The 24,425-nt window shown below is 71.9% G+C and carries 20 protein-coding genes and 2 tRNA genes; 2 read left to right on the top strand and 20 right to left on the bottom strand.

Translation table 11 applies throughout. From position 1 onward, the window contains the following. Window positions 1-71 precede the first annotated feature (71 nt). From J2S46_RS21145 to J2S46_RS21125, 5 genes are all read right to left on the bottom strand, one after another. Window positions 72-845: a class E sortase gene (locus J2S46_RS21145; RefSeq protein ID WP_370882322.1), complete on the bottom strand. Its 774-nt coding sequence runs from the start codon at window positions 843-845 to the stop codon at window positions 72-74. Between the two features lie 72 nt (window positions 846-917). Further along, complete coding sequence (locus J2S46_RS21140; protein WP_229912204.1) at window positions 918-1,958, bottom strand: class E sortase; 1,041 nt, start codon at window positions 1,956-1,958, stop codon at window positions 918-920. Window positions 1,959-1,971: 13 nt separating this feature from the next. After that, window positions 1,972-2,634, bottom strand: a complete 663-nt coding sequence (locus tag J2S46_RS21135) for an aminodeoxychorismate/anthranilate synthase component II (RefSeq protein ID WP_073929227.1) — start codon at window positions 2,632-2,634, stop codon at window positions 1,972-1,974. Between the two features lie 57 nt (window positions 2,635-2,691). Beyond that, window positions 2,692-2,868 carry a hypothetical protein gene (locus J2S46_RS21130; protein ID WP_191288493.1) on the bottom strand — a complete coding sequence of 59 codons (177 nt, stop codon included), beginning with the start codon at window positions 2,866-2,868 and terminating at the stop codon, window positions 2,692-2,694. Between the two features lie 104 nt (window positions 2,869-2,972). Next, entirely contained in the window at window positions 2,973-3,731 is a 759-nt protein-coding gene (locus J2S46_RS21125) for a DUF881 domain-containing protein (RefSeq protein ID WP_370882216.1), read from the bottom strand. 212 nt (window positions 3,732-3,943) lie between these two features. Between J2S46_RS21125 and crgA the strand changes: the two genes are divergently transcribed. Continuing rightward, the gene (gene crgA, locus J2S46_RS21120; RefSeq protein ID WP_073929226.1) at window positions 3,944-4,198 is read left to right on the top strand and encodes a cell division protein CrgA; all 255 of its coding nucleotides are present in this window, start codon (window positions 3,944-3,946) and stop codon (window positions 4,196-4,198) included. Between the two features lie 571 nt (window positions 4,199-4,769). Here crgA and J2S46_RS21115 read toward each other — a convergent pair. Next, a complete protein-coding gene (locus tag J2S46_RS21115) occupies window positions 4,770-5,759 on the bottom strand; it encodes a rhomboid family intramembrane serine protease (protein WP_191288494.1) in 990 nt (329 codons plus the stop codon). 81 nt (window positions 5,760-5,840) lie between these two features. Then, a complete protein-coding gene (locus tag J2S46_RS21110; RefSeq protein ID WP_191288495.1) occupies window positions 5,841-6,365 on the bottom strand; it encodes a peptidylprolyl isomerase in 525 nt (174 codons plus the stop codon). Between the two features lie 338 nt (window positions 6,366-6,703). On the opposite strand from J2S46_RS21110, the gene J2S46_RS21105 reads away from it, so the two are divergent. After that, window positions 6,704-7,642: a DUF5324 family protein gene (locus J2S46_RS21105; protein ID WP_191288496.1), complete on the top strand. Its 939-nt coding sequence runs from the start codon at window positions 6,704-6,706 to the stop codon at window positions 7,640-7,642. Window positions 7,643-7,732: 90 nt separating this feature from the next. Here J2S46_RS21105 and J2S46_RS21100 read toward each other — a convergent pair. The 13 genes from J2S46_RS21100 to dnaA all read right to left on the bottom strand — a co-directional run bounded on the left by J2S46_RS21100 (window position 7,733) and on the right by dnaA (window position 24,123). Next, a tRNA-Ala gene (locus J2S46_RS21100) sits at window positions 7,733-7,805 on the bottom strand. A gap of 163 nt (window positions 7,806-7,968) precedes the next feature. Continuing rightward, window positions 7,969-8,100 (bottom strand): DLW-39 family protein, encoded by a 132-nt coding sequence (locus tag J2S46_RS21095; protein WP_211785814.1) that lies wholly within the window; start codon window positions 8,098-8,100, stop codon window positions 7,969-7,971. Window positions 8,101-8,530: 430 nt separating this feature from the next. Further along, complete coding sequence (locus J2S46_RS21090; RefSeq protein WP_191288696.1) at window positions 8,531-8,827, bottom strand: DUF6191 domain-containing protein; 297 nt, start codon at window positions 8,825-8,827, stop codon at window positions 8,531-8,533. A gap of 465 nt (window positions 8,828-9,292) precedes the next feature. Continuing rightward, window positions 9,293-9,366, bottom strand: a tRNA-Ile gene (locus J2S46_RS21085). A 16-nt stretch (window positions 9,367-9,382) separates the two neighbouring features. Continuing rightward, a complete protein-coding gene (locus J2S46_RS21080; RefSeq protein WP_191288497.1) occupies window positions 9,383-10,786 on the bottom strand; it encodes an SAM-dependent methyltransferase in 1,404 nt (467 codons plus the stop codon). 263 nt (window positions 10,787-11,049) lie between these two features. Next, window positions 11,050-11,748: a DUF3566 domain-containing protein gene (locus J2S46_RS21075; protein WP_229912205.1), complete on the bottom strand. Its 699-nt coding sequence runs from the start codon at window positions 11,746-11,748 to the stop codon at window positions 11,050-11,052. Between the two features lie 214 nt (window positions 11,749-11,962). Next, entirely contained in the window at window positions 11,963-14,572 is a 2,610-nt protein-coding gene (gene gyrA / locus J2S46_RS21070) for a DNA gyrase subunit A (protein ID WP_370882215.1), read from the bottom strand. Between the two features lie 56 nt (window positions 14,573-14,628). Continuing rightward, window positions 14,629-16,653, bottom strand: coding sequence for a DNA topoisomerase (ATP-hydrolyzing) subunit B (gene gyrB / locus J2S46_RS21065; RefSeq protein WP_191288498.1), 2,025 nt, complete (start codon window positions 16,651-16,653; stop codon window positions 14,629-14,631). Between the two features lie 268 nt (window positions 16,654-16,921). Beyond that, a complete protein-coding gene (locus J2S46_RS21060; protein ID WP_191288699.1) occupies window positions 16,922-17,452 on the bottom strand; it encodes a DciA family protein in 531 nt (176 codons plus the stop codon). A gap of 121 nt (window positions 17,453-17,573) precedes the next feature. Beyond that, window positions 17,574-18,707 (bottom strand): DNA replication/repair protein RecF, encoded by a 1,134-nt coding sequence (gene recF / locus J2S46_RS21055; RefSeq protein WP_191288499.1) that lies wholly within the window; start codon window positions 18,705-18,707, stop codon window positions 17,574-17,576. Between the two features lie 108 nt (window positions 18,708-18,815). Beyond that, entirely contained in the window at window positions 18,816-19,691 is an 876-nt protein-coding gene (gnd, locus tag J2S46_RS21050) for a phosphogluconate dehydrogenase (NAD(+)-dependent, decarboxylating) (protein ID WP_191288500.1), read from the bottom strand. Window positions 19,692-19,905: 214 nt separating this feature from the next. Next, window positions 19,906-21,036: a DNA polymerase III subunit beta gene (gene dnaN / locus J2S46_RS21045; RefSeq protein WP_073929216.1), complete on the bottom strand. Its 1,131-nt coding sequence runs from the start codon at window positions 21,034-21,036 to the stop codon at window positions 19,906-19,908. Window positions 21,037-22,131: 1,095 nt separating this feature from the next. Then, the gene (gene dnaA / locus J2S46_RS21040) at window positions 22,132-24,123 is read right to left on the bottom strand and encodes a chromosomal replication initiator protein DnaA (protein ID WP_191288501.1); all 1,992 of its coding nucleotides are present in this window, start codon (window positions 24,121-24,123) and stop codon (window positions 22,132-22,134) included. Window positions 24,124-24,425 lie beyond the last annotated feature (302 nt).

The raw sequence follows: 24,425 nt of genomic DNA, 5'->3' as shown, positions 1-24,425 counted from the left end.
CTGGGGGGCCACCCGGGCCGACGTGGCGTCAGGGGAGCTCCGGGCACCCTGACCGGGCCGCCGGAGAGGCCCTAGCGCAGCTCGGCCGGCGGCGTGCGCGCCGCGTCCACCGGGTCCACCCGCACCAGGCTGCCCCAGACCGCCATCCGGTAGCGCGAGGTGTAGACCGGCGTACAGGTCGTCAAGGTGATGTAACGCCCGGGGGAGTGATACGAGGACCCCTCGGGCACCGGCGCGACCACACCGGTGTCGTACTTGGACGTCTCCGGCAGGGTGTCGTCCACCCGGTAGACGTACCAGCTGTCCTGAGTCTCCACCACGATCGCGTCGCCCGGCTTCAGTGCGTCCAGGTCGTGGAACTTGGCACCGTGCCCGTCCCGGTGCGCCGCCAGCGCGAAGTTGCCGGTCGGGTCCCAGGGCATCGCCGAGCGGTACGGCGTCTCGTACACCCCCGCCACCCCCTCGGCCAGCGTGTCGGCGTCCGTGCCCATCCGGATCAGCACCTGGTAGCCCGCACCCATCGCCGGCACGTGCAGGAACCCGACGCCGTCCCCCGCCGCGTAGGTGCGGGCCGGCGGCGCGGCGGACGGCGGGGCCGACCAGGCGCTGCGCAGCTTGTCGGAGGCCAGGTCGGCACTCCGGTCCGCCTGCACGTTCGTCCACCACAGGGAGTAGGCCGCGAACAGCGCCAGCAGCAGCCCGAGGGTGATCAGCAGCTCGCCGAACGCCCCGAGCGCCACCAGCGCGGGCCCCCGCCGGGCGGGCCGGCCCGCGGGCGGGGCCACCGGGTCGTCCCCGGTCCCGTCGGCGGTTCCGTCCGCGCGTCCGTCCGCGCGTCCGTCCAAGGGGTCCGTCGACTGCTGGCTCACGCTGATCCGCCTCGCTGTGCTCGGGGCCCGCGGCCGGGCCGCCGCCGGCTACTGACCACCCGTCAGTGCGGCGGGCTTGCCCTCACCGCGCGGCCGCTCCTCGACCATCTTGCCAAAGACGATCAGCCGGTACTTGGAGGTGAACTCCGGTGTGCACGTGGTCAGCGTGATGTACCGGTCGGCCTTGGTGAACCCGGCGCCCTTCGGGACCGGCTGGATCACCCCGATGTTCGACGGCGGCGTCTCCGGGATCCCGCTCGTCACCTCGTACGTGTAGTACGCCGTCGCGGTCTCCACGACGATCTTGTCGCCCTTGGCCAGCTTGTTGATGTACCGGAACGGCTCGCCGTGGGTGTTGCGGTGCGCGGCCAGCGCGAAGTTGCCCGCCTTGTCCGCGGGCATCGCGGTACCGGTGTAGTGGCCCACCAGGCCCTTGTCGAGCACCTGGGCCTTGCCGGTGCCCTCGGCGATCGGCACGCTCAGCCCGAGCTTGGGCAGGTGGATGATCGCGAAGCCCTTGCCGGGCGCGAAGGCCTCCGGCGGCTTGTTCGGGTCCGGTGCCGGAGCCCCGGCACCCGGCTGGGGCGCGGAGTCGAACTGGTGCTCCAGCTGGCTGCGGGCACCGCTCGCCGCGGCGTCCGCCTGCACGTTGGTCCACCACAGCTGGTACGAGACGAACAGCAGCATCACCAGGCCGAGCGTTATGCACAGCTCGCCGATCATCCGGGCCACCACCACGCCCTTCGGCTCCGGGGGCCGCTGCCGGCCCGCCGCCGCCCGCCCGGCCGCCCGGCGCCGCCCGCTGCCGGAACGCACCGCGAGCCGCCCCTGGGCCGCCCGCCGGCGCTCGGCCCGGCCGCCGCCCGGCGCGGGCGCGCCCGCCGTCAGCGCGGCCTCCGGGATCGTCCGCAGTTGGAGGGTCTGGTCCGCCAGCCACGGGTACTCGGGCATCTCCTCGGCCGGGTACGGCTCGTAGACCCCCCAGGCGTCCGGCTCGGCGTCGTCGCGGCCGCCGGCCGCGGGGTAACCGCCGGGGGCGTCGGCGCCGTACGCGCCGGCCCCGGCCTGTGCGCGGCCCTCCGGGCGCACCGCCGTCACGTCCTCAGCCCCGACCGATCACCGGGGCGAGACCGGCCGACCGGCCGACCGCCTCCGGGTCGCCGCACTGCGCCAGCCAGTTGGCGAGCATCCGGTGCCCGCCCTCGGTGAGTACCGACTCCGGATGGAACTGCACGCCCTCCACCGGCAGCTCCCGGTGCCGCAGCCCCATGATCACGCCGCTCTCCGTCCGCGAGGTGACCACCAGCTCGTCCGGCACGGTGGCCGGCTCGACGGCCAGCGAGTGGTAGCGGGTCGCGGTCAGCGGCGAGGGCAAGCCCTCGAAGACCCCGCCGTCCTCGTGCGTGACCAGCGAGGTCTTGCCGTGCAGCAGTTCGGGCGCCCGGCCCACCACCGCGCCGTAGGCCACCGCGATCGACTGCAGGCCCAGGCAGACGCCGAACACCGGCAGCCCGATCCCCGCGCAGTGGTGCACCATCTCGATGCAGACCCCGGCCTCCTCCGGCGCACCGGGCCCGGGCGAGAGCAGCACCCCGTCGAAGCCGTCGGCACCGTCGCGGCGCGCCGCGTGGGCGACCGTCACCTCGTCGTTGCGCACCACCTCGCAGGTGGCGCCCAACTGGTACAGGTACTGGACCAGGTTGAAGACGAAACTGTCGTAGTTGTCCACGACCAGGATGCGGGGCGAGGTCGGCGGGGTGGTCATACGCACGCTACTCCGGTGAGATGCGGGGACTTGTGGGGTGGGAGGACGCGGCACCGGTCAGCCGGCGCCGTTCTCCGGACCGTCCACCGTGACGTCGCCGAAGGGCAGCAGCGGCTCCGCCCACGGGAAGACGTACTGGAACAGGACGTAGACCACCCCCAGGACGAGGAGCAGCGCGAGGACGGCCCGGACCAGGGTGTTCCCCGGCAGATGGCGCCAGATCCAGCCGTACATGGTGCTCCCTCGACGTAAAGGTTGGGCTCAAGACTAGACCGCGCACCGGGCGCCGGCGGTTCCCGTCGCCCGGTCCGGCCCCGGCGCCCACGGCCGGGTGCCGGTCACTGGCCGGCCGCCGAACGCAGGTCCACCGTGCCGGAGTAGCCCGGCACCGACAGGTCCCCGCTCTCCTGCACCTTCCAGCCCAGGCCGTAGGCCTGCACGTACTGGAGGTAGTTGCGGATCGTCGGGTCGGCGTCCACCGCCGACCGCAGGGCCTCGGTCCGCCCGACCGCCCTGATCACGTACGGCGGCGAGTACACCCGGCCCTGCAGCAGCAGGGTGTTGCCCACGCAGCGCACCGCGCTGGTCGAGATCAGCCGCTGGTCCATCACCTGGATGCCCTCGGCCCCACCCCGCCACAGCGCGTTCACCACCGCCTGGATGTCCTGCTGGTGGATCACCAGGTCGTTGACGCCCGGCGCGGGCACCCCGGGGATGCGCGCGGTCGCGTTCGGCGGCGCGTCGTTCAGGGTGACGGTCAGCCCGGGGCCGGCCAGCGGCTCCAGCGCGGAACCCTGCTGCAGCGCCCCCAGCAGTGCGGCGTCCGCCGGGCTGCCCTGCTGCTGGGCGAGCTCCTCGGCCCGCTCCTGCAGATCGGCGAGCTGCGCCTGCGCCTGCTGGTTCTGCGCGCTGCGCTGGCGTATGACGTCGCTCAGCCTCAGCAGTGAATCGTCGGTCCGCAGGTCGGTGCCGCGGGCGGCGTGCGCGCTGACGTAGAACAGCAGCCCGGCCAGTGCGAAGACGGCGCAGGTCAGGGCACGCCCGACAATTCGGGTACCGCCGGCGCGGGTGGGGGCAGGTTCAGGGAGAATCGACAAATTCGGCACCGTACCCTTATCTCCTTCGGACCCGCCGAACCACTACGCTAACGGACGCCGGTGGCATGTGCGGAGCCCCCGGCAGGTATGCCCCCTGACCCGTCCGGAGCATTCCTGCCGTACGGCGCCCCGCACACCCGGTCAGTCCCCGCCGCCGCCCCGCCCCGCTGCACCCTGCGCGGTCTCACAGCGCATCGACAGGAGAGCCCCTCGTGCCGAAGTCTCGACTCCGCAAGAAGTCCGACTACACCCCGCCGCCGTCCACGACGACCGCGGTGAAGCTCAGCTCAGGCCGCAGCTGGGTCGCTCCGCTGATGCTGGCGCTGTTCCTGGTCGGCCTGGTGTGGATCGTCACCTACTACGTGACGAGCGGCAGCTACCCGGTGGAGAGCTGGCGCAACTGGAACATCCTGGTGGGCTTCGGCTTCATCGCGGCGGGCTTCGGCGTCTCCACCCAGTGGAAGTAGGCCGCGCGACCTGAGTCCGGCCGGCCACCAGGCCCCGTGCTCTCCCCCGCTGCGCCACGCCCAGGACCCACCCGGTCACGCACCGCCCCGCCGTGCTCATCGCCGCCCTCGACCGCCCTGTCCCGACGGGCGGCGAGCGGGGCTGCTCCGTGCTGCCCGGGTGCCGTGCGCCGCTGCCGGCCGCCGTCCGCGGGTGCCGTGCCGGCTGCCCCCGGGGCGTCCGGCGGAGGCCGCGTCGCCAGTGGTCCCCGGTCACACCTTCCGCTTATCCACATGGTTATCCACACTGGGGAAAAGTCCCCACACCCTGTGGATAACTTTTCCGGACCACACTGTCCACAGGGCCGGACGGCACCCCGCCGACCCGATGGCGACGCAGCAGGACGCGCGTAGAGCACGGATGTGCAAACCACTGTGCGAAACACTTGTGCACAGCACGGCGCGCGCTGTGGACAACGCCTGACCCTGCCTCAGGAGACCGGAGGCTCCCGGACACCCGCCCGGGAGTCGATCGGACGTCCGGACGGTGCGTCCCGTCCGTCGGTCCCGGGCCCGGCGGGTCAGCCGTTGATCAGCCGTTGAGCAGCGCCGTCTGCAGCACCACGGCGCCCACCACCACGCCCAGCATCAGCACCACTGCCGCCCCTTGGACGAGGTTGCGGCGCTCCCGCGGGGCGTACATCAGCCCGAAGCCCATGGCCGCCCCCGCCAGCAGTCCCCCGACGTGCGCCCGCCAGTCGATCCCGGACACCGAGAACGTGATCACCAGGTTGAACACCAGCAGGGCGATCACCGGCCCGAGCGGCGTCCTGGTCCGCAGGAACAGCACCACGGTCGCCCCGAACAGCCCGAAGATCGCCCCGGACGCCCCGAGCGAGTTCATGTAGTCCCCGGCGATCAGGTACGCGAGCGCGCTCCCGGCCAGCCCCGACACCAGGTAGAGGGCCAGGTAGCGGATCCGCCCGAGCGCCTGCTCCAGCATCGGCCCCATCCACCAGAGCGCCAGCATGTTGGTCGCGATGTGCCAGATCTCGATGTGCAGGAAGGTCGCGGTCAGCAGCCGGTACCACTGGCCCGGCCCCTCCGCGACGCCGTGCGGCCAGCCGTCGTAGCGCGGGCTCACGCTGAGCAGCGAGAGGTCGTTCGCGAGCCAGGGCTTGTAGACGTACGCGGCCAGCAGGAAGACCAGCAGGTTGATCCCGATCAGGATCTTGGTGACCAGCGCTCCGTCCCGGACCGGCTGACCGCCGAAGCGGGTGGTGGCCCGCCGGGCCGTCCGGTCCCCGCCGGAGACGCACTCGGGGCAGTGGAAACCCACGGAGGCGTCGGTCATGCACCGGGGGCAGATCGGCCGCCCGCAGCGGGAGCAGCCGATGCCGGTCTCCCGCTCGGGGTGCCGGTAGCAGCCGGGCAGCGGCGGGTGCGCGGCCCCGGGCGACGCGGAGCCCCCGGCGGGCGGGCCGGGCCGCTCGGCCGGTGGGGGGCCGCCTGCGGGCCGGTCGTCCCGGCCGGCCGGCTGCTGGGGCCGGTCCGCCGGCTTCTGGGGCTCGTCCGGGAGCATCGCGGGATTCCCTTCTCATGGCCGATCCCGGTGACGCCACGCGGGGCACCACCGGGATCGCCAGGCTACTGCGGGTCCGCGTCAGCGGCGGGTGATCTCCACCGACTCGATCACGACATCGTTCACGGGGCGGTCCTGCGCCTTGGTGGGCGTGGCCGAGATCTCCTGGACGACCTTCCGGCTGGCCTCGTCGGCGACCTCGCCGAAGATGGTGTGCTTGCCGGTCAGCCAGGTGGTCGGCGCCACGGTCACGAAGAACTGCGAGCCGTTGGTGGCCGGGCCGGAGTTGGCCATCGCCAGCAGGTAGGGCTTGGTGAAGGCGAGGTCCGGGTGGAACTCGTCGGCGAACCGGTAGCCGGGGCCGCCGGTGCCGAGCCCGAGCGGGTCGCCGCCCTGGATCATGAAGTTGGCGATCACCCGGTGGAAGACCGTGCCGTCGTACAGGCGGTCCTTGGAGGTCACGCCGGTGCGCGGGTGGGTCCACTCGCGGCCGCCCTCGGCCAGCTCCACGAAGTTCGCCACCGTCTTGGGGGCGTGGTTCGGGAAGAGCTTGATCACGATGTCGCCGCGGTTGGTCTTGAGAGTGGCGAACAGTTCCTCGGCCACGGACTGCCTTCCTGTCTACGTCGTTGACACCAGGAATCATCCCACGCGCCGGCCGCGGACCAGGCGTACACCTGTTCTAACGGAGCGCGGTTCCGCCCACCGGGCCACCGCGGCGCGGGCAGGGCGCCCCCCTCGCGAACCCTTTCCGAGCCCTCTGCGAGCCCTTCCGGCCCCGTCGCGTCCCCGCCGGGCTCCCGCCCGGGCCGGCGGCCCACGGCGCGGACCTGCGGCGCCTCGCTTACGGCCCATCCCGGCGTGCCGGTACACAAATCGGGATGCATGATCAGCTATCAGGTGGATAGGTGCATAAGTGGACGCCACCGAGGAGGAGAGATCTCGTGACCCGTTTGGACTCAGCTCGTGAGACGGCCGACAAGACCAAGGAGACCCTCGCGCCCTACGCCGCCACCGCGAAGGACACGGCGCTGCACCTCGCGGGCGAGGCCAAGCAGCGCATGACCCCCGCGCTGGAGGCGATCGGCCCCAAGGTCGGCGAGACGGCCGAACGGGCCTGGAGCGGCGCGACCAACACCGCACGCAGTGCCCGCACCCAGTACGACAAGCACCTCGCGCCCCAGTTCGGCCAGGCCTTCTCGCACCTGCCGCCCGAGGCGCAGCAGAACGCCCTCAAGGCCTTCCACCGGGCCCAGGAAGCCGCCCTGGCGGCCCGGCTGTCGGCGGCGAAGATGGCCGGGCAGACCAAGGCCACCATCGGGCCCAAGGTCGCCCAGGCCGTCGAGGAGGCCCGCAGCACGGTCGTCCCGGTCGCCCAGGAGGCGCAGATCCGCGGCGCCGCGGCCCTCACCGCCCTGCAGGGCCACGTGACCGCCTCCGAGATCAGCGACCTGGCCGCCAAGAACGCCAAGAAGGAGCAGCGCAACGGCTGGGCCACCGGCCTCGCCGTGGCAGGCACCCTCGCGGTCGGCAGCGGCGTCATCGCCTGGCAGTGGTGGCGTCGGCAGAGCAACCCCGAGTGGCTGATCGAGCCGCCGGCCGTCCAGGACTCGCCCAACAGCACCCACGGCGGCGGCAGCGGGCCGACCGGGGCGCACGCCGCCGGCAGCACCAGCAGCTCGGCCGCGGCCGGCGGCACCGCGAACGGCAGCCCCACCGGCGCGTCGGGCTCCCCGGTCAACGGCAGCGGCCCCGCCGATCAGGCCGGGCAGCCGCCCACCGACTCCACCACCCCGAAGCCAGGCCCGACGCCGCCGCCCCCCGGCAAGCCGGGCCCCGGGGACGATCACCCCAAGCCGCACGACCCGCGCAAGCCGCACTGACCGGCCAGCCCGGACAGCCGGCCCGCCCGGGAAAAGCAATCGGCCGCTGACCTGATCACAGGTCAGCGGCCGATCGCGGATCGAACACTGTGGAGCTTAGGAGACTCGAACTCCTGACATCTGCCTTGCAAAGGCAGCGCTCTACCAACTGAGCTAAAGCCCCGGGACGGCGCTGTGCGGACCGTCAGGCACTAGCGTACCGGGTCCTGGCGTGAATCCCACCTGGTATCCCCCGCAGCCGTGCACGGACCCGGTCGGCCCCAGCCCGACGGCTGGGGCCGGCCGGCCCGGGGAGCGCCACGGGCGCTCCCGAAGATCGTCGTGATTCAGCGCGCGCCGGCCGGCACCGGGTCGGTGGCCTCGGTCCACAGATCCTGCTCGGCACGGTCCGCCTGGACCTGACGGTAGACAAAGAAGCCGCCGAGGGCGACCAGGGCGACCAGGAGAAGCTTCTTCACCGCGGGACCTCGTCCTTCTTGCGTTGCGAACTCGGCACCAATGGCTCCGGCCGGAGTGGCCGGACGGCGAGTCCGGGAAATATCGAGCACGAACAGGCAGCCGGAGTGGCAGACCGCCTTGCGGCCGATGATACACACCGGTGTCCCAATCGTGACCAGCCGCCACCGGGCCAACCGGCCGGTCCGGCGGCGGGATTGACGCCGTGCCTCCTGTCGTACGGTCGGCCCGGCGCACCCCGGCGGCCCCGCCGCCGTCCGGCGCGGGGTGACCTGTCCGACCGTCCCTCCGTCGGCCCCGGCCAGGCGCTGTTCAGCACCCCTTCAGAGCCGGTTCAGCGCCGTTTCAGGCTGGGTCCGGCCCGTTCAGGCCGGTTTCGGCGCCTGCCGGTCCTGTCCGGAGGCCGGGCCGGCCGAGGCCGGCGCCCTCCGGTCACGTCTCCCGGGGGACCCGCACGACGGCCCGCCCGCCGGCCAGGTCGACCTTCGTCCGGGGCGGCGCGCCCTCGCCCTCCTCGTCGCGCAGCATCAGGGTGGTCTTCCGCTGCTCCAGCTCGTGCTGCTTGCCCGCCGCGAACTGCGCGTGCAACTGCTCGAAGCCGGTGGCGGAGATCTGGCCCTCCCGGCCGCTGCCGCGCCACGGGATCCACCGCGAGCGCCGCGCGCGCAGCGCGAGCTGGTCGACGAAGGCCAGCAGCACCAGCGCACAGACCAGCCCCGGAATGCTCATCGCCCAGAACAGCGCCACCTCGACCACCTCTCTCCGCCGCTCCGACGTCCACCCCCACCAGTAGACCCGCCGGACCGGGCCGCGTCCAGGGTCACCGGGCCCGGACAGGGCGCGGGATCGGGGCTCGGGCGCCTTGGTGAGGTCAGGAGCAGCGCCGGCCGCGCCCAACCCTCCCGGGGATCGGGAATGCCTGCTCGGCGGGGCCCGGCCCGGCCGCACCCGGCCGGCCGGGTTCCACGAGGCGATGAGTTCCGCACCGGCCGGAAGAAAGCCCGGGACCGGCGGACGAGGGCATTCCCGGGCGGATTCCGGGCCCGGCCCCGGCCCCCGGCGCCGGTGTGACGTCCGCCTCACCGGAATGCCGGCCGGCGGTCCGCGCGGCCCCCGTCACCTCGCCCGCGCCCGACCGGCGGGCGGAAAGACGAAACGCCCCGGATGGAGTTCCATCCGGGGCGTTTCCGCAGGTGGGCCTAACAGGACTTGAACCTGTGGCCTCTTCCTTATCAGGGAAGCGCTCTAACCGTCTGAGCTATAGGCCCTTGCCGCACTGAAAGATTAGCGGACCGACGGCCGATCTCCCAAATCCGTATCCGCGGCACCCCCGGCGCCGCCCGCGGGACCGCCGCCGGCCATGTGCAGCTCAGGGCGCTGCGGGCGGGCCAGCCACTGCTCGCGGGTGGGAGGGAGGCCCGCCGCACCGCTCACGGGGGTGCGGACGGCGAGGACCTGGTTGATCCCGATCCGGTTCTCCTCGAAGGCGAGCGCCGAGGCGGCCATGTACAGCCGCCAGACCCGGGCCCGGCCCCGTCCGACCTGACGGACGGCCTGCCCCCAGTTGGCCTCCAGGTTGGCCACCCACTCCCGCAGGGTCAGCCCGTAGTGCTCGCGCAGCGACTCGACGTCCCGGACCTCGAAGCCGGCCTCCTCCAGCAGGGAGACCGTGGACCCCACCGGGGCAAGCTCCCCGTCGGGGAAGACGTACTTGCGGATGAACGGGCTGAGCTCGTAGTGCTCGCCGGAGGGGAGCGGCCGGCGGGAGATCTGGTGGTTGAGCAGACGCCCGCCGGGGGCCAGCAGCCGGTACAGCACGGAGGCGTACGTCAGGTACTGCACCGAGCCGACGTGCTCGGCCATCCCGACGCTGGAGATCGCGTCGAAGGGGCCGTCCGGGATCTCGCGGTAGTCCTGCAGCCGGACCTCCACCCGGTCGGCGAGCCCGGCCTCCGCGACCCGGCTGCGGGCCAGCGCCACCTGCTCCGCCGAGATCGACACCCCGACCGCCTCCACGCCGTAGTGCGTGGCGGCGTGGATCAGCAGCGACCCCCACCCGCAGCCGACGTCCAGCAGCCGCATCCCCGGACGCAGGCCCAGCTTGCGGCAGATCAGGTCCAGCTTGGCCTCCTGGGCGGCCTCCAGGCTCTTGGCCTCGGGCGTCCAGTACGCGCAGGAGTACACCATCGAGGAGCCCAGCACGAGGCCGTAGAAGTCGTTGCCGACGTCGTAGTGGTGGCTGATCGCCGCGCGGTCCCGGCTGCGGCTGTGCAGCCTGCCCCGAACCGCCCGGGCCTCCTCCGGCGGCGGCGTCGGCTGCAGGCCCACGGCGCCGATCCGCAGGGCGGTCCGCAGCAACTCCCTGCCCTTGGGTCCGAGGGCGTCGCCCACCCCCAGGTTCAGCTGCCGGATCTCGGGGCGCTCGGCGTACTGCGCGACGGCCGACAGCACCTCGTAGAGGTCGGTGTCGGCGGCGATCTCGATGTCACCGGCCACGTAGGCCCGGGCCAGCCCCAGCTCGCCCGGCGACCAGACCAGGCGGCGGACGGCGCGGCGGCTGCGCAGGATCAGGGTGGGCGCGCCGGGCGGGCCGGCGATGCTGCCGTCCCAGGCCTGGATCCGCAGCGGTACCGGGACCCCCAGCACGGCCTCCAGCGACCCGACCATCTGCCTTGCGAGCTCAGCCATTGCGCGCCTCCGTCCAGCCGTACGGCTGCCTTTGTCTGCGACCTGCCTGCGACCTGCGTCCCTCGCGCACCGCGCGTCCCAGCTAAGCCCACAGCGGCTGTCGCGGAACCCGGCGGCACGCCGGGGCCGGACGCCCGTCACCCGAACGCCGGGTGACCGGACGGCCTGCGCCCCCCTGGCCCGGAACCCGCCCGAACGGCAGCGGGCCCCGAAGGCTGCAACAGCCTTCGGGGCCCGCTCATTCCGCCGGAAGTGACTGGGTGTCAGTCCTCTTCCGCGAGGGTCAGCTCGACACCACCGGTGAAGCCGGCGGCGGTGTTGTAGATGAACGCCGACAGGGTGGCCAGCGCGGTCAGCAGCACCACGTCCACCACCGCGATCAGCACGGTGAAGCTCATCACCTTGCCGAAGCCGACGTAGTCCATCAGGTTGAGGCCGCCGGTGGTGTCCGAACCGGTGACGTCCTTGAGGGTCTTGGTCAGCGAGTCGAAGACGCCCAGCGAGTCCAGCGTCATCCACAGCACCGCGGCCGCGACGATCAGGATCACGCCGACCGCGAGCGACAGCAGGAAGCTGACCTTCATGACCGACCACGGGTCGGCCTTGGTCACCCGCAGCCGGGCCTTGCGGGTCCGTCCGGTGCCCGCCGGCGCGGCCGGAGCCGGGCGCCGTGCGGCGCCGCCCGCCGCGGGCGCGGCCGGTCCGGCCGGCCCTCCTGCCGGGGCCCCCGCGTTCACCCGCGTGCCGCGGGCCGGCGTGGGCTGCCCCTTGGCGTACGTGGTCGGCTGCGAGAACCCGTTGCCGCCGCCCGCCGCGGGCGCGGCCGGCGGGGCCGGCGGCGGTGGCGGCGTGCCGTAGCCACCCGCCGCACCCGGCTGACCGCCCGAACCGACCGGGGGCATCAGCGAGGTGGACGCCGCCGGGTGCTCGGCCGGAGTCTGCGGAACACCGCCGTACGGCATGCCGCCCTGTGCTGCGCCCGGACGGCCGCCTGCGGCGCCTCCCGCAGCACCCGTGGCTCCACTCACCCTGGTCCTCCCGCACTCACCGCCAGGCCGGTGATCACCGGCCTGGTTCGTCACTCGTCATCCAGCGCCCGGCGGGATTGCCCGGTACTGGTCGGCCGCCCGTACCCCCGCGCGCCGGGCGCGCGGGGGTACGGGCTCCGTGGCCGGGTCAGGCCTGGGCTTCCTCGCCGCCCGCCGTCTCCGTGCCCTCCGCAAGTTCGGTGGTGTCCGACTCGGCCACGCCGGCCTCGTCCTCCACCGCCTCCTCGTCCTCCGCCTCCGCGTTGCGGGCCATGCCCACCACCGCGTCGCGCTTTCCGAGGTTGATCAGTTGGACGCCCATCGTGTCACGTCCGGTTTCACGTACTCCCGAAACCCTTGTGCGGATTACACCACCCGAGAGGGTGATCGCCATGATTTCGTCCGTCGAGTCGACCACCAGCGCGCCGACCAGCGACCCACGACCCTCGACGATCTTGGCCGCCTTGGTCCCGTAGCCGCCGCGCCCCTGGACACGGTACTCGTCCACGCCGGTCCGCTTGGCATAGCCGCCGTCGGTCGCGGTGAACACGTAGGTGCCCTCCCGGACGACGTTCATCGACAGCAGCTCGTCGTCCTCGCGGAAGGACATGCCCTTGACGCCGGAGGTGGCCCGGCTCATCGGGCGCAGCGCCTCGTCGGTGGCGGTGAACCGGATCGACTGGGCCTTGCGCGACACCAGCAGCAGGTCGTCCTCGGCGGAGACCAGCTCGGCACCGATCAGCTCGTCGTCCCGGCCGCTCTCGTCGGTCCGCAGGTTGATCGCGATCAGACCGCCGGAGCGCGGCGAGTCGTAGTCCTTGAGCGGGGTCTTCTTGACCAGCCCGGCCCGGGTGGCGAGCACCAGGTACGGCTTGTCCTCGTAGGTGCGCACCGCCATCACCTGGGTGATGTGCTCGTCCGGCTGGAAGGCCAGCAGGTTCGCCACGTGCTGCCCGCGGGCGTCGCGGCCGGCGTCCGGCAGCTCGTAGCCCTTGGCGCGGTAGACCCGCCCCTTGTTGGTGAAGAAGAGGATCCAGTTGTGGGTGGTCGTCACGAAGAAGTGGTCGACGAGGTCGTCCTGCTTCAGCTGCGCGCCGCGCACGCCCTTGCCGCCGCGCTTCTGCGAGCGGTAGAGGTCGCTGCGGGTGCGCTTGACGTAGCCGCCACGGGTGATCGTGACGACGATGTCCTCCTCCGCGATCAGGTCCTCGACGGACATGTCGCCGTCGAAGGGGATCAGCGTGGAGCGCCGCTCGTCGCCGTACTTCTCGACGATCGCGGTCAGCTCCTCGGAGATGATCTCGCGCTGGCGGGACGGCGAGGCGAGGATCGCGTTGTACTCGTCGATCTTGCGCTGGAGCTCGTCGTGCTCCTCCATGATCCGGCGGCGCTCCAGGGCGGCCAGCCGTCGCAGCTGCATCTCCAGGATCGCGTTGGCCTGCAGCTCGTCGATCGAGAGCAGCCCCATCAGGCCGGTGCGGGCGGCGTCCGCGCTGTCCGAGGCCCGGATCAGCGCGATGACCTCGTCGATCAGGTCGAGCGCCTTGAGCAGCGCGCGCAGGATGTGCGCCCGCTCCTCGGCCTTGCGCAGCCGGAAGGTGGTGCGCCGGACGATGACCTCGACCTGGTGGGTGACCCAGTGCCGGATGAAGGCGTCGAGCGAGAGCGTGCGCGGCACGCCGTCGACCAGGGCCAGCATGTTGGCGCCGAAGTTGGTCTGCAGGTCGGTGTGCTTGTACAGGTTGTTCAGCACGACCTTGGCGACGGCGTCGCGCTTGAGCACGACCACCAGGCGCTGGCCGGTCCGGGAGGAGGACTCGTCGCGGACGTCGGCGATGCCGGCGACCTTGCCGTCCTTCACCAGGTCGGCGATCTTCAGCGCCAGGTTGTCCGGGTTGACCTGGTACGGCAGCTCGGTGATCACCAGGCACTGGCGGCCCTGGATCTCCTCGACCTCGACCACCGCGCGCATGGTGATCGAGCCGCGGCCGGTGCGGTAGGCGTCCTCGATGCCGCGGCGGCCGACGATCAGGGCGCCGGTCGGGAAGTCCGGGGCCTTGATCCGCTCGATCAGGGCCTCCAGCAGCTCCTCGTTGGAGGCCTCGGGGTGCTCCAGCGCCCAGAGCGCGCCGGAGGCGACCTCGCGGAGGTTGTGCGGCGGGATGTTGGTGGCCATGCCGACCGCGATGCCGGTGGCACCGTTGATCAGCAGGTTGGGGATGCGGGCAGGCAGGACGGTGGGCTCCTGCGAGCGGCCGTCGTAGTTGGCGGCGAAGTCGACGGTCTCCTCGTCGATGTCGCGCATCATCTCCATGGCCAGCGGCATCATCTTGCACTCGGTGTAGCGCATGGCCGCCGCCGGGTCGTTGCCCGGGGAGCCGAAGTTGCCGTTGCCGTCGACCAGCGGCATCCGCAGCGACCACGGCTGCGCGAGGCGCACCACGGTGTCGTAGATCGAGGTGTCGCCGTGCGGGTGGTAGTTGCCCATCACGTCGCCGACGACGCGGGCGCACTTGTAGTAGCCCTTCTCGGGGCGGTACCCGCCGTCGTACATCGCGTACAGGACGCGGCGGTGCACGGGCTTGAGGCCGTCGCGGACCTCGGGCAGCGCACGGCTGACGATCACGCTCATCGCGTAGTCGAGGTAGGACCGCTGCATCTCGGTCTCGAGCTCGATCGGCTCGACCCGGCTCACGAAGGTGTCGGTGGCGGTGGTGCTGTCCGGCTGCTCGCCGTCGGGACGGTTGTCGTCGACCACTGGTGGTCAGTTTCCTTTCACGCGTGACTGGACGGTACTGGCGGGGGCGGGCCCCGTCAGACGTCCAGGAAGCGGACGTCCTTGGCGTTGCGCTGGATGAAGGAGCGGCGGGCCTCGACGTCCTCGCCCATCAGGACGGAGAACAGGTCGTCGGCACGGGCCGCGTCCTCCAGGGTGATCTGCTGGAGCAGGCGGTGCGCCTGGTCCATGGTGGTGATCCGGAGCTCCTCGGCGTTCATCTCGCCGAGACCCTTGAAGCGCTGGATGGCGTCGTCCTTGGGCAGGCGGCGGCCGGCCGCGGTGCCGGCGGCGATCACCGAGTCCTTCTCGCGGTCCGAGTAGACGTAGTCGAAGTCGTCCCGGCCCCACTTGATCTTGTACAGCGGCGGCATCGCCAGGTAGACGTAGCCGGCCTCGACCAGCGGGCGCATGAAGCGGAACAGCAGGGTGAGCAGCAGGGTGCGGATGTGCTGCCCGTCGACGTCGGCGTCCGCCATCAGGACGATCTTGTGATAGCGGAGCTTGGACTCGTCGTAGTCCTCCTGGATGCCGCAGCCGAAGGCCGAGATCAGCGCCTGGACCTCGGTGTTCTGCAGCACCTTGTCGATCCGCGCCTTCTCGACGTTGAGGATCTTGCCGCGGATCGGGAGGATCGCCTGGGTGCGCGGGTCCCGGCCCTGCTTGGCCGAGCCGCCGGCGGAGTCACCCTCGACGATGAAGATCTCGCACTCGGCCGGGTCCTTGGACTGGCAGTCGCTCAGCTTGCCCGGCAGCGAGGCGCTCTCCAGCAGCCCCTTGCGGCGGGTCAGGTCGCGCGCCTTGCGCGCGGCCACGCGCGCGGTGGCGGCCTGGATCGACTTGCGGATGATGTCGCCGGCCTCGACCGGGTGGCGGTCCAGCCAGTCGTTCAGCTGCTCGTGCACCACCTTCTGGACGAAGGTCTTCGCCTCGGTGTTGCCGAGCTTGTCCTTGGTCTGGCCCTCGAACTGCGGCTCGCCGAGCTTGACCGAGATGATCGCGGTCAGGCCCTCGCGGATGTCCTCGCCGGAGAGGTTGTCGTCCTTCTCCCGGAGCAGCTTCTTGTCCCGCGCGTAGCGGTTGACCAGGCCGGTCAGCGCCGCGCGGAAACCCTCCTCGTGGGTGCCGCCGCCGTGGGTGTGGATGGTGTTGGCGAAGCTGTAGACGCCCTCGGTGTACGAGGTGTTCCACTGCATCGCGATCTCCACCGAGATCGACTTGTCCTTGTCCTCCTGCTCGAAGTCGATCACGGAGGGGTGGATCACCTCGCCCTTGCGGGAGTTGAGGTGCGTGACGAAGTCGGCGATGCCGCCGTCGTACTTGTACGTGACCGAGAGCGGCGTGCCGTCCTCGTCCGCGTGCTCCGCGCGCTCGTCCGTCAGCGCGATGGTCAGGCCCTTGTTGAGGAAGGCCATCTCCTGGAAGCGGCGCGACAGCGTCTCGAAGGAGTAGACGGTCGTCTCGAAGATGTCCGGGTCGGCCCAGAAGGTGACGCTGGTGCCGGTCCGGTCGGTGGCCTCGTGCTGGGCCAGCGGGGCGGTCGGGTCGCCGAGCTTGTACTCCTGCGTCCAGCGCGAGCCGTCGGTGTGGATCTCCACCGCGAGCCGGGTGGACAGGGCGTTCACGACCGAGACGCCGACACCGTGCAGGCCGCCGGAGACCGCGTAGCCGCCGCCGCCGAACTTGCCGCCCGCGTGCAGGACCGTCAGCACGACCTCGACGGCCGGCTTCCCCTGGCTCGCGACCATGCCCACCGGGATGCCGCGGCCGTTGTCGACCACGCGCACGGCGCCGTCGGCCAGGATCGTGACGTCGATGGTGTCGGCGTGCCCGGCCAGCGCCTCGTCGACGGAGTTGTCCACGACCTCGTACACCAGGTGGTGCAGGCCGCGCTCGCCCGTGGAGCCGATGTACATGCCGGGGCGCTTGCGGACGGCGTCGAGGCCCTCCAACACCTGGATGGCGTCGGCGTCGTAGGCCTTTCCGGTCGCCGGGTCGATGGGTTCTTGGGTCTGGCTGGGGTTGCCGGAATCGGCCACGAAGCGCCCTCTCTGGCACAGCACGGGCCGCATCCCCTCCCACTGGACGGGAGGGCGTGCGACCACGGCGGTTCGACTCGGTTGCTACAAGCAACAGTGTTTGGCTTTCAGTCTACCGGTACGACTGACAGAGATGGGCGTTTGGCAGCCCCTGAGGGCAGATATGCCGCCCGAAATCCCCTCTGGACATGTCCCGATACTCGCCCCGGGCCCCCAGAGCGCTCAAAAGGGCCGCCAGCGGTTCCGGAGCTTCGCCGTCCGCGGGACCCGCGGACCGGCCGACCGGGGCCCCTCACCCCCAGGTGTCGCCGGGCCCCTTGCTCCCGGGCGCGCGCAGCCGCCCGTAGCCCCTGACCGGCGCCGCCGGGCCCAGGACCTTGATCACCTTCACCGTGCCGTGCCCCAGTTCGTGGTTCAGCCGGGCCACCAACTGGCGTGCCAGCAGTCGGAGCTGGGTCGCCCACGCGGTGGAGTCGCACTGCACCGTCAGGACGGCCGTCGCCTCCTCGAAGTGCTTCGGCTCACAGTGCGCCGAGATGTCCGGCCCGACGATCTGCGGCCAGCGCCCCATCACCCCGCCCACCGCGGCCGGCGCCTCCCAGCCGCGCTCGGTGATCAGCCGGTTCAGCGCCGCCCCCAGCGGCACCGGGTCCCGGCCGTCCGCCCGGGCCCCGCTGCGCAGGCCGTGCCGCTTGGCCTCGCGCTTCTCCCGGACCTGCTCCCCGCGCTGGCGGGCCTGCTCCTTGGCGGCCCGCAGGGCCACCCGCGCCAGGTCCACGCCCGAGGGCTCGGGGGACAGCTGCGCCGGATCACTCACGACGATCTCCTTCCCCAGGCTGTGGACAGGCCGTCCAGCTTACGAGGTACGGGGGACATCCGGGCCATGACGCGGAACACAGGACGGCCGCGGCCCGCGCGGTCGGACGCCCCGTCGGCGGACTCCGTCACGGGTCCAGCCGGAGGACCTCGCCGTCGGCCACCGCGTACCGGGCGCCGGCCAGCGCCTTCGGGACGTCGTCCGCCACCGCCGCCGTCACCAGCACCTGTTCGCCGCCGGCGACCAGCTCCGCCAGCCGGTCCCGGCGCCGGGCGTCCAGCTCCGCGAACACGTCGTCCAGGATCAGTACCGGCTCGCCGCCGTCCGCCCGCAGCAGTTCGTAGGAGGCCAGGCGCAGCGCCAGCGCGTACGACCAGGACTCGCCGTGGCTGGCGTAGCCCTTGGCGGGCAGCGGCCCCAGCCGCAGCACCAGTTCGTCGCGGTGCGGCCCCACCAGGGTCATGCCGCGCTCGATCTCCTGCTTGCGGGCCGCCAGCATCGCCCCCAGCAGCTGCTCCTCGGCCTGCTCGCGGCTGGCCGGCAGCTCGCCCTCGAAGGAGCTCCGGTACTCCAGCACCGTCTCCCCGGCACCGGGGGCCAGCTGTTCGTACGCCTGCCGCACCAGCGGCTGCAGGGCGCTCACCAGTTGCAGCCGGAAGGCCGTCAACTCGGCCCCGGCGCGGGCCAGGTGGCCGTCCCAGATCTCCAGGGTGGAGAGGTCGGCGCCCTTGCCACCGCCGGCCCGGCGGGCCATCGCGGCGGTCTTCAGCAGGGCGTTGCGCTGCTTGAGCACCCGCTCGTAGTCCTGGCGCACGCCGGCCAGCCGGGGGGCGCGGGCGGTGAGCAGCTCGTCCAGGAAGCGCCGCCGCTCGCTCGGGTCGCCCTTGACCAGGGCGAGGTCCTCGGGGGCGAACAGCACGGTGCGCAGCAGGCCGAGCACGTCGCGCGGGCGGACGTTGTCCGAGCGGTTGATCCGGGCCCGGTTGGCCTTGCCCGGGGTGATCTCCAGTTCGACCAGGGTGCTCCGGGCACCGGCGGTGATCGAGGTGCGGACCACGGCCCGCTCGGCGCCGAGCCGGATCAGCGGGGCGTCGGTGGCCACCCGGTGGCTGCCCAGGGTGGCGACGTAGCCGATGGCCTCCACCAGGTTGGTCTTGCCCTGGCCGTTGGGCCCCACGAACGCCGTCACGCCCGGGTCGAGGGGAACCTCGGCGCGGGCGTAGGAGCGGAAGTCGGCGAGCGACAGGTGCGCTACGTGCATGGCTGTGGACTGCGCTCGCCTTCTGGTCCTGCTGGGGAACTGCTGGCTGACGGAATGCACCGGCGGACGGACCGCGCGACCTCGGCCGCGCGGTCCACAGCCTGTGGACTACTTGTTCTCGACCGCGTGGCCGCCGAACTGGTTGCGCAGCGCGGCGATCATCTTCATCTGCGGGGAGTCGTCCTGCCGGGAGGCGAAGCGGGCGAACAGCGAGGCGGTGATGGCGGGCAGCGGCACCGCGTGGTCGATGGCGGCCTCGACCGTCCAGCGGCCCTCGCCGGAGTCGGCGGCCCAGCCCTTGAGCTTCGCCAGGTGCTCGTCGTCGTCCAGCGCGCGGACGGCCAGGTCGAGCAGCCAGGAGCGGATGACCGTGCCCTCCTGCCAGCTGCGGAAGACCTCGCGCACGTCGGTGACCTCGGGGGCGGCCTCCAGCAGCTCCCAGCCCTCGGCGAAGGCCTGCATCATGGCGTACTCGATGCCGTTGTGGACCATCTTGGCGAAGTGGCCGGCGCCGACCGCGCCCGCGTGCACCGCGCCGAACTCGCCCTCGGGCTTGAGCGCGTCGAAGATCGGCTGGGCCTTGGCCACGTGCTCGGCGTCGCCGCCGTACATCAGGGCGTAGCCGTTCTCCAGGCCCCAGACACCACCGGAGACGCCGCAGTCGACGAAGCCGATGCCCTTGGCGGCCAGCGACTCGGCGTGCTTGATGTCGTCCGTCCAGCGGGAGTTGCCGCCGTCGACGACCACGTCACCGGGAGAGAGCAGTTCGGCGAGCTCGTCGACGGTCGCCTGGGTGGCGGCGCCAGCCGGGACCATCACCCACACCACGCGGGGGCCCTGGAGCTTGTTGACGAGCTCCTGCAGGCTGTCGACGTCGGAGACGTCGGGGTTGCGGTCGTAGCCGATGACGGTGTGGCCGGCGCGGCGGATCCGCTCGCGCATGTTGCCGCCCATCTTGCCGAGACCGATGAGGCCGAGCTCCATGACCAAGTCCTTACCTGTGGTGACGTGCATGACGGCGGCGCCGTTGCCGCACTGCCTGAGCCTACGCCGGGGAGGCGCGCGCCCACGGTCGGCGAACCGCCGACACAACGGGTGCGGCCTCCGCCGGTCGTCCTGACCGGCGGAGGCCGTCCACAGGTTGTGCACAGCCTGTGGGTACAGCTGAGGGTGTCACCCGGCCGCGGCCGGTGCCGGGTCAGCCGGAGAGGCGGACCGGCATGATCAGGTACTGGTAGGCCTCGTCCGCCTCGGCGTCCACCGCGGGCTTGCCGCTCAGCAGCGCCGGCTTGGTCGAGGTGGTGAAGCTCAGCTGGGCGTACGCGGAGTCGATGGCCTTCAGGCCCTCCTCCAGGTAGCCGGGGTTGAAGGCGATCGAGATGTCGTCGCCTTCGAGGTCGGCGTCGATCCGCTCGGTGGCCTGGGCGTCGTCGCCGGAGCCGGCCTCCAGCGTCAGCACTCCCTGCTCGAAGTTGAGCCGCACCGGGGTGTTGCGCTCCGCGACCAGCGAGACGCGCTTGAGCGCCTCCAGGAAGGGCTGGGTCTGGATCGCCGCGACCGCGTTGAACTCGGTCGGGAAGAGGCTGCGGAACTTCGGGAACTCACCCTCCAGCAGGCGCGTGGTCGTCCGGCGGCCGGCGCCCTCGAAGCCGATCAGGCCCTCGCCCGCGCCGCCCGAGGCCAGCGCGATCGAGACGGTGTCGCCGCTGCCCAGGGACTTGGCGATGTCCTGCAGGGTCTTGGCCGGCACCAGGGCCACGGCGGAGATGTCGGCCTGCTCGGGCTTCCACATCAGCTCGCGGACCGCGAAGCGGTAGCGGTCGGTGGCGGCCAGGGTGATCCGGTCGCCCTCGATCTCGACCCGCACACCGGTGAGCACCGGCAGGGTGTCGTCCCGGCCGGCCGCGACCGCGGCCTGGCTGACCGCCGAGGCGAACACGTCGCCCGGGACGGTGCCGGTGGCGGTGGGCATCTGCGGCAGCGCCGGGTACTCGTCCACCGGCAGCGTCGGCAGGGTGAACCGCGAGCTGCCGCAGACCACGCTGACCCGCTGGCCGTCGGTGGAGATCTCCACAGGCCTGTTGGGAAGGTTGCGCGAGATGTCGTTCAGCAGCCGGCCGGAGACCAGCACGGTGCCGGCCTCCTCCACGTCCGCTTCGAGCTCGACCCGGGCCGAGACCTCGTAGTCGAACCCGGACAGCGCCAGGCTGCCCTCCTGCGCCGTCAGCAGCAGGCCGGCCAGCACCGGCACCGGCGGCCGCGCCGGGAGGCTGCGAGCAGCCCAGGCCACCGCCTCCGCGAGGACGTCACGCTCCACCCGGAACTTCACCGGTAACCGCCTCCTGGATCGAGCTCTCGCTCGCACGTCTCTGGTTCGTCTTGATCGTCTGCTGGCACCTGCCCGCCGAGCTCTGCCGCTCCGCATCCGGTTGCCGAAGGACAGTCTGACGTACTCCACCGACAGACGGGGCAGACGGGCGGAAGCAACCCGAACAGATGTCGGGCGACGGTTGTCCACAGATTTCGGCCCACCCACTGTTAACCGAGTTCCAGGGGTCTATAGGTGTAGTGGTAGTAGTAGGGCCTGTGGATACCGTGGATAACCCTGTTTTCGCAGGTCAGACCCGGTTTTTTGTCCACAGAGCCTGTGGACGCCACCGGTGGATAACCAGGGCCCGCTGTGGACGGCGGAGCGTTACCCACAGGGCACTCTGCGTATCCACAGGTTATCCCCAGGCCTGTCCCCAGATCATGCACCGGTTATCCACGGGCCCCGGTCAACATCACGTGACGCCTTTCACACCGGGGCATGAACGGCCGGGCAATGTTGTCGAACTGTGGACGCCGCTGTGGAGAACCTGGGGATAACCGGCCGCCGCCTGGGGACAAGCGGTGGACAACCCGGACGGCCTACTGACGGCCTGCCAGATGTCCACAGGCTGTGGATAACTGTTGTGCACAAGTCCACAGGCACCTGACCTGCGCTGAAGAGCGTAGCGGCGTAGCCCCTGTGGAGGAATTCTGGATAACTTCCGGCTCCCCAGGCTGTGGACGGGGAAAAGTCACCCGCTCCTGTGGACAACGGCCCTCGGGACCCGGTCCGTTCGAATACCTGGTCAGATGTTCGGCGGCGCGGCCCGCCTGGCGATCCGTCCGTCGCGGGCATCCTGCCCCGGAATTCCGCGCCGTACACACCCGGGGTCCGGTAATCCGATCGCGGGGTCTTCCGTGCCGCCGCACCGGCGGGCGGCCCCGGTGGCGTCCCGCCGGCGGCGGCTCCGGGGCGGGCGCGGGCCGGCGGCGGGCTCCCGCCCCTTGCGTACCTCCCTGCGGCCCGCTCCCGCGGCCCGTCCCCGGACACGCCGAAGGGGCGCCGGTAGCCTGCCCCGACACCCCTGTGGATGCCTCGACCGCCCTGCCGCGGTCAGCTCTTGATGCGGTTGGTCAGCTCGGTGACCTGGTTGTAGATGGAGCGCCGCTCGGCCATCAGCGAGCGGATCTTGCGGTCCGCGTGCATCACGGTGGTGTGGTCGCGACCGCCGAACTGCGCGCCGATCTTCGGCAGCGATAGGTCGGTCAGCTCGCGACAGAGGTACATCGCGATCTGACGGGCCGTCACCAGCACCCGGCTGCGCGAGGATCCGCAGAGGTCGTCGACGCCCAGGCCGAAGTACGCGGCGGTCTGCTGCATGATGACCTGCGCGGTGATCTCCGGGCCGGCGTCCTCGTCGCCGCCGGGGATCAGGTCCTTGAGGACGATGCCCGCCAACTCCAGGTCCACCGGAGCCCGGTTGAGGTTGGCGAACGCGGTGACCCGGATCAGCGCGCCCTCCAACTCCCGGATGTTGCGGGTGATCCGGGACGCGATGAACTCCAGCACGTCGGCGGGGGCGTTCAGTTGCTCCTGGATCGCCTTCTTGCGCAGGATCGCGATCCTGGTCTCCAGCTCCGGCGGGGTGACGTCGGTGATCAGTCCCCACTCGAAGCGGTTGCGGAGCCGGTCCTCCAGCGTGATCAGCTGCTTGGGCGGCCGGTCGGAGGAGAGCACGATCTGCTTGTTGGCGTTGTGCAGGGTGTTGAAGGTGTGGAAGAACTCCTCCTGCGTGGACTCCTTGCTCGCCAGGAACTGCACGTCGTCGACCAGCAGGATGTCCATGTCCCGGTAGCGCTTGCGGAACGCGTCCGCCTTGCCGTCCCGGATCGAGTTGATGAACTCGTTGGTGAACTCCTCGGAGCTCACGTACCGCACCCGGGTCCCCGGGAAGAGGCTGCGCGAGTAGTGCCCGATGGCGTGCAGCAGGTGGGTCTTGCCGAGCCCGGACTCCCCGTAGATGAACAGCGGGTTGTACGCCTTGGCGGGCGCCTCGGCCACCGCCACCGCGGCGGCGTGCGCGAAGCGGTTGCTGGCGCCGATGACGAAGGTGTCGAAGAGGTACTTGGGGTTCAGCCGGGCGGCCGGCTCGTCCTTGCGGGAGCCGCCGGCCGGCGGGGCGCCGGGCGGCGCGGGCACACCCGGGCTGGGGCTGCGGTCCGGCAGGCCGGGGCGGGTCGAGCGCTCCGGCGGCTCCGTCTGCGGTCGGACGGCCGGCACCGAGCGCGGCCGGGGGTCGGCGGGCAGCGAGCCGTCGCCGGAGGCGTCCTGCGCGGGCCGGCCGACGGGACGGCGTCCGCCCGGACGGGCGTCGCCGGGCGCCGGGCCGTACGCGCCGCCGAAGAGGTCGCCCTGCCCGCCGGCCGGCGGGCCCTGGTGCTCCGGCTGCTCGCGGTAGCTCTGCCGCGGCGGCTGCTCCTGGTCCTGGTAGCCGCCCTGCTGCTCCCAGGCCGGGGCCTGGCTCTCGGCCGGCGGCCAGGACTGCGGGGCGCCGCCGTACGGCGCGGGCCGCTGCTCGTAGCCGGCGGTGTCGTACCGGCCTCGCTCGTAGCCCTGGTCGTAGGAGCGGTCGTAGGGGCGCCCGTACTCCTCGCCGGCCGGCGGGTAGGCCTCGGGCCGGGGGGAGCGGTAGTCCGGCTCCTCGCGGTACGGCGGCCGGGCGGGCTGGTCCGGCTGGCCCGACCACTCGGCCGGGCGGCCGCCCTGGCCCTCCTCGGGGCCCTGTCGCGGCTGCGGTTCGGCGGGTGCCTGCGGGGCCGGGGCGGCCGCCGGGGGGACGGCGTTGGCGTCCACCATCACGGCGATCCGGACCGGGCGGCCGAACTCACGGCTCAGCGCGTCGCTCAGCTGCGGCAGCAGCCGGCCCTCCAGCACCTGCTTGGCGAACTCGTTCGGCGCCGCCAGCAGCGCGGTGTCGTGCATCATCCACATCGGCTGGGTCCGGCGCACCCACTGCTTGTCCTTGTCACCGACATCCGGGTCGTTGACCAGCCGCTCGACGACCCTCGCCCAGACCGGGACGAGATCGCTGTTGACTTCAGCCACTGGTGCACGCTTTCTCGGTTCCCCGCGGCTCCAGCAGGGGTTGATGGATCTAGAGACTGTGGATCGGAGAAGGATCGAAGAACAAACCAGACAAGTCCTGCAACGGTAGTCAGCGGGCAGAGCTGATTCAAGTCGTTGTCCACAGGCTGTGGGCGACGGGGGCCCTTGGCCCGCGGGCGTGTCATCACCCGGTTTGACCCTCGGACCCGCGTCCGCGTACCGTAACCAGGTCGAGTTGTCGATGGCCGCTGCCGCATGTCCGCGGGTCCACCCGCTTCACATAAGGCGCGCAGCACGGGCGC

This window comes from Kitasatospora herbaricolor (genome assembly GCF_030813695.1).
GTDB lineage: Bacteria > Actinomycetota > Actinomycetes > Streptomycetales > Streptomycetaceae > Kitasatospora > Kitasatospora herbaricolor.
This window is presented reverse-complemented; position numbering and strand designations above follow the sequence as displayed.

Coding starts and splice junctions, on each gene's coding strand:
- J2S46_RS21135 (WP_073929227.1), bottom strand. CDS start 2,634: ATGACCACCCCGCCGACCTCGCCCCGCATCCTGGTCGTGGACAACTAC.
- J2S46_RS21130 (WP_191288493.1), bottom strand. CDS start 2,868: ATGTACGGCTGGATCTGGCGCCATCTGCCGGGGAACACCCTGGTCCGG.
- J2S46_RS21115 (WP_191288494.1), bottom strand. CDS start 5,759: ATGCTCCCGGACGAGCCCCAGAAGCCGGCGGACCGGCCCCAGCAGCCG.
- J2S46_RS21090 (WP_191288696.1), bottom strand. CDS start 8,827: ATGAGCATTCCGGGGCTGGTCTGTGCGCTGGTGCTGCTGGCCTTCGTC.
- J2S46_RS21080 (WP_191288497.1), bottom strand. CDS start 10,786: ATGGCTGAGCTCGCAAGGCAGATGGTCGGGTCGCTGGAGGCCGTGCTG.
- J2S46_RS21075 (WP_229912205.1), bottom strand. CDS start 11,748: ATGCCGTACGGCGGTGTTCCGCAGACTCCGGCCGAGCACCCGGCGGCG.
- recF (WP_191288499.1), bottom strand. CDS start 18,707: ATGCACGTAGCGCACCTGTCGCTCGCCGACTTCCGCTCCTACGCCCGC.
- gnd (WP_191288500.1), bottom strand. CDS start 19,691: ATGGAGCTCGGCCTCATCGGTCTCGGCAAGATGGGCGGCAACATGCGC.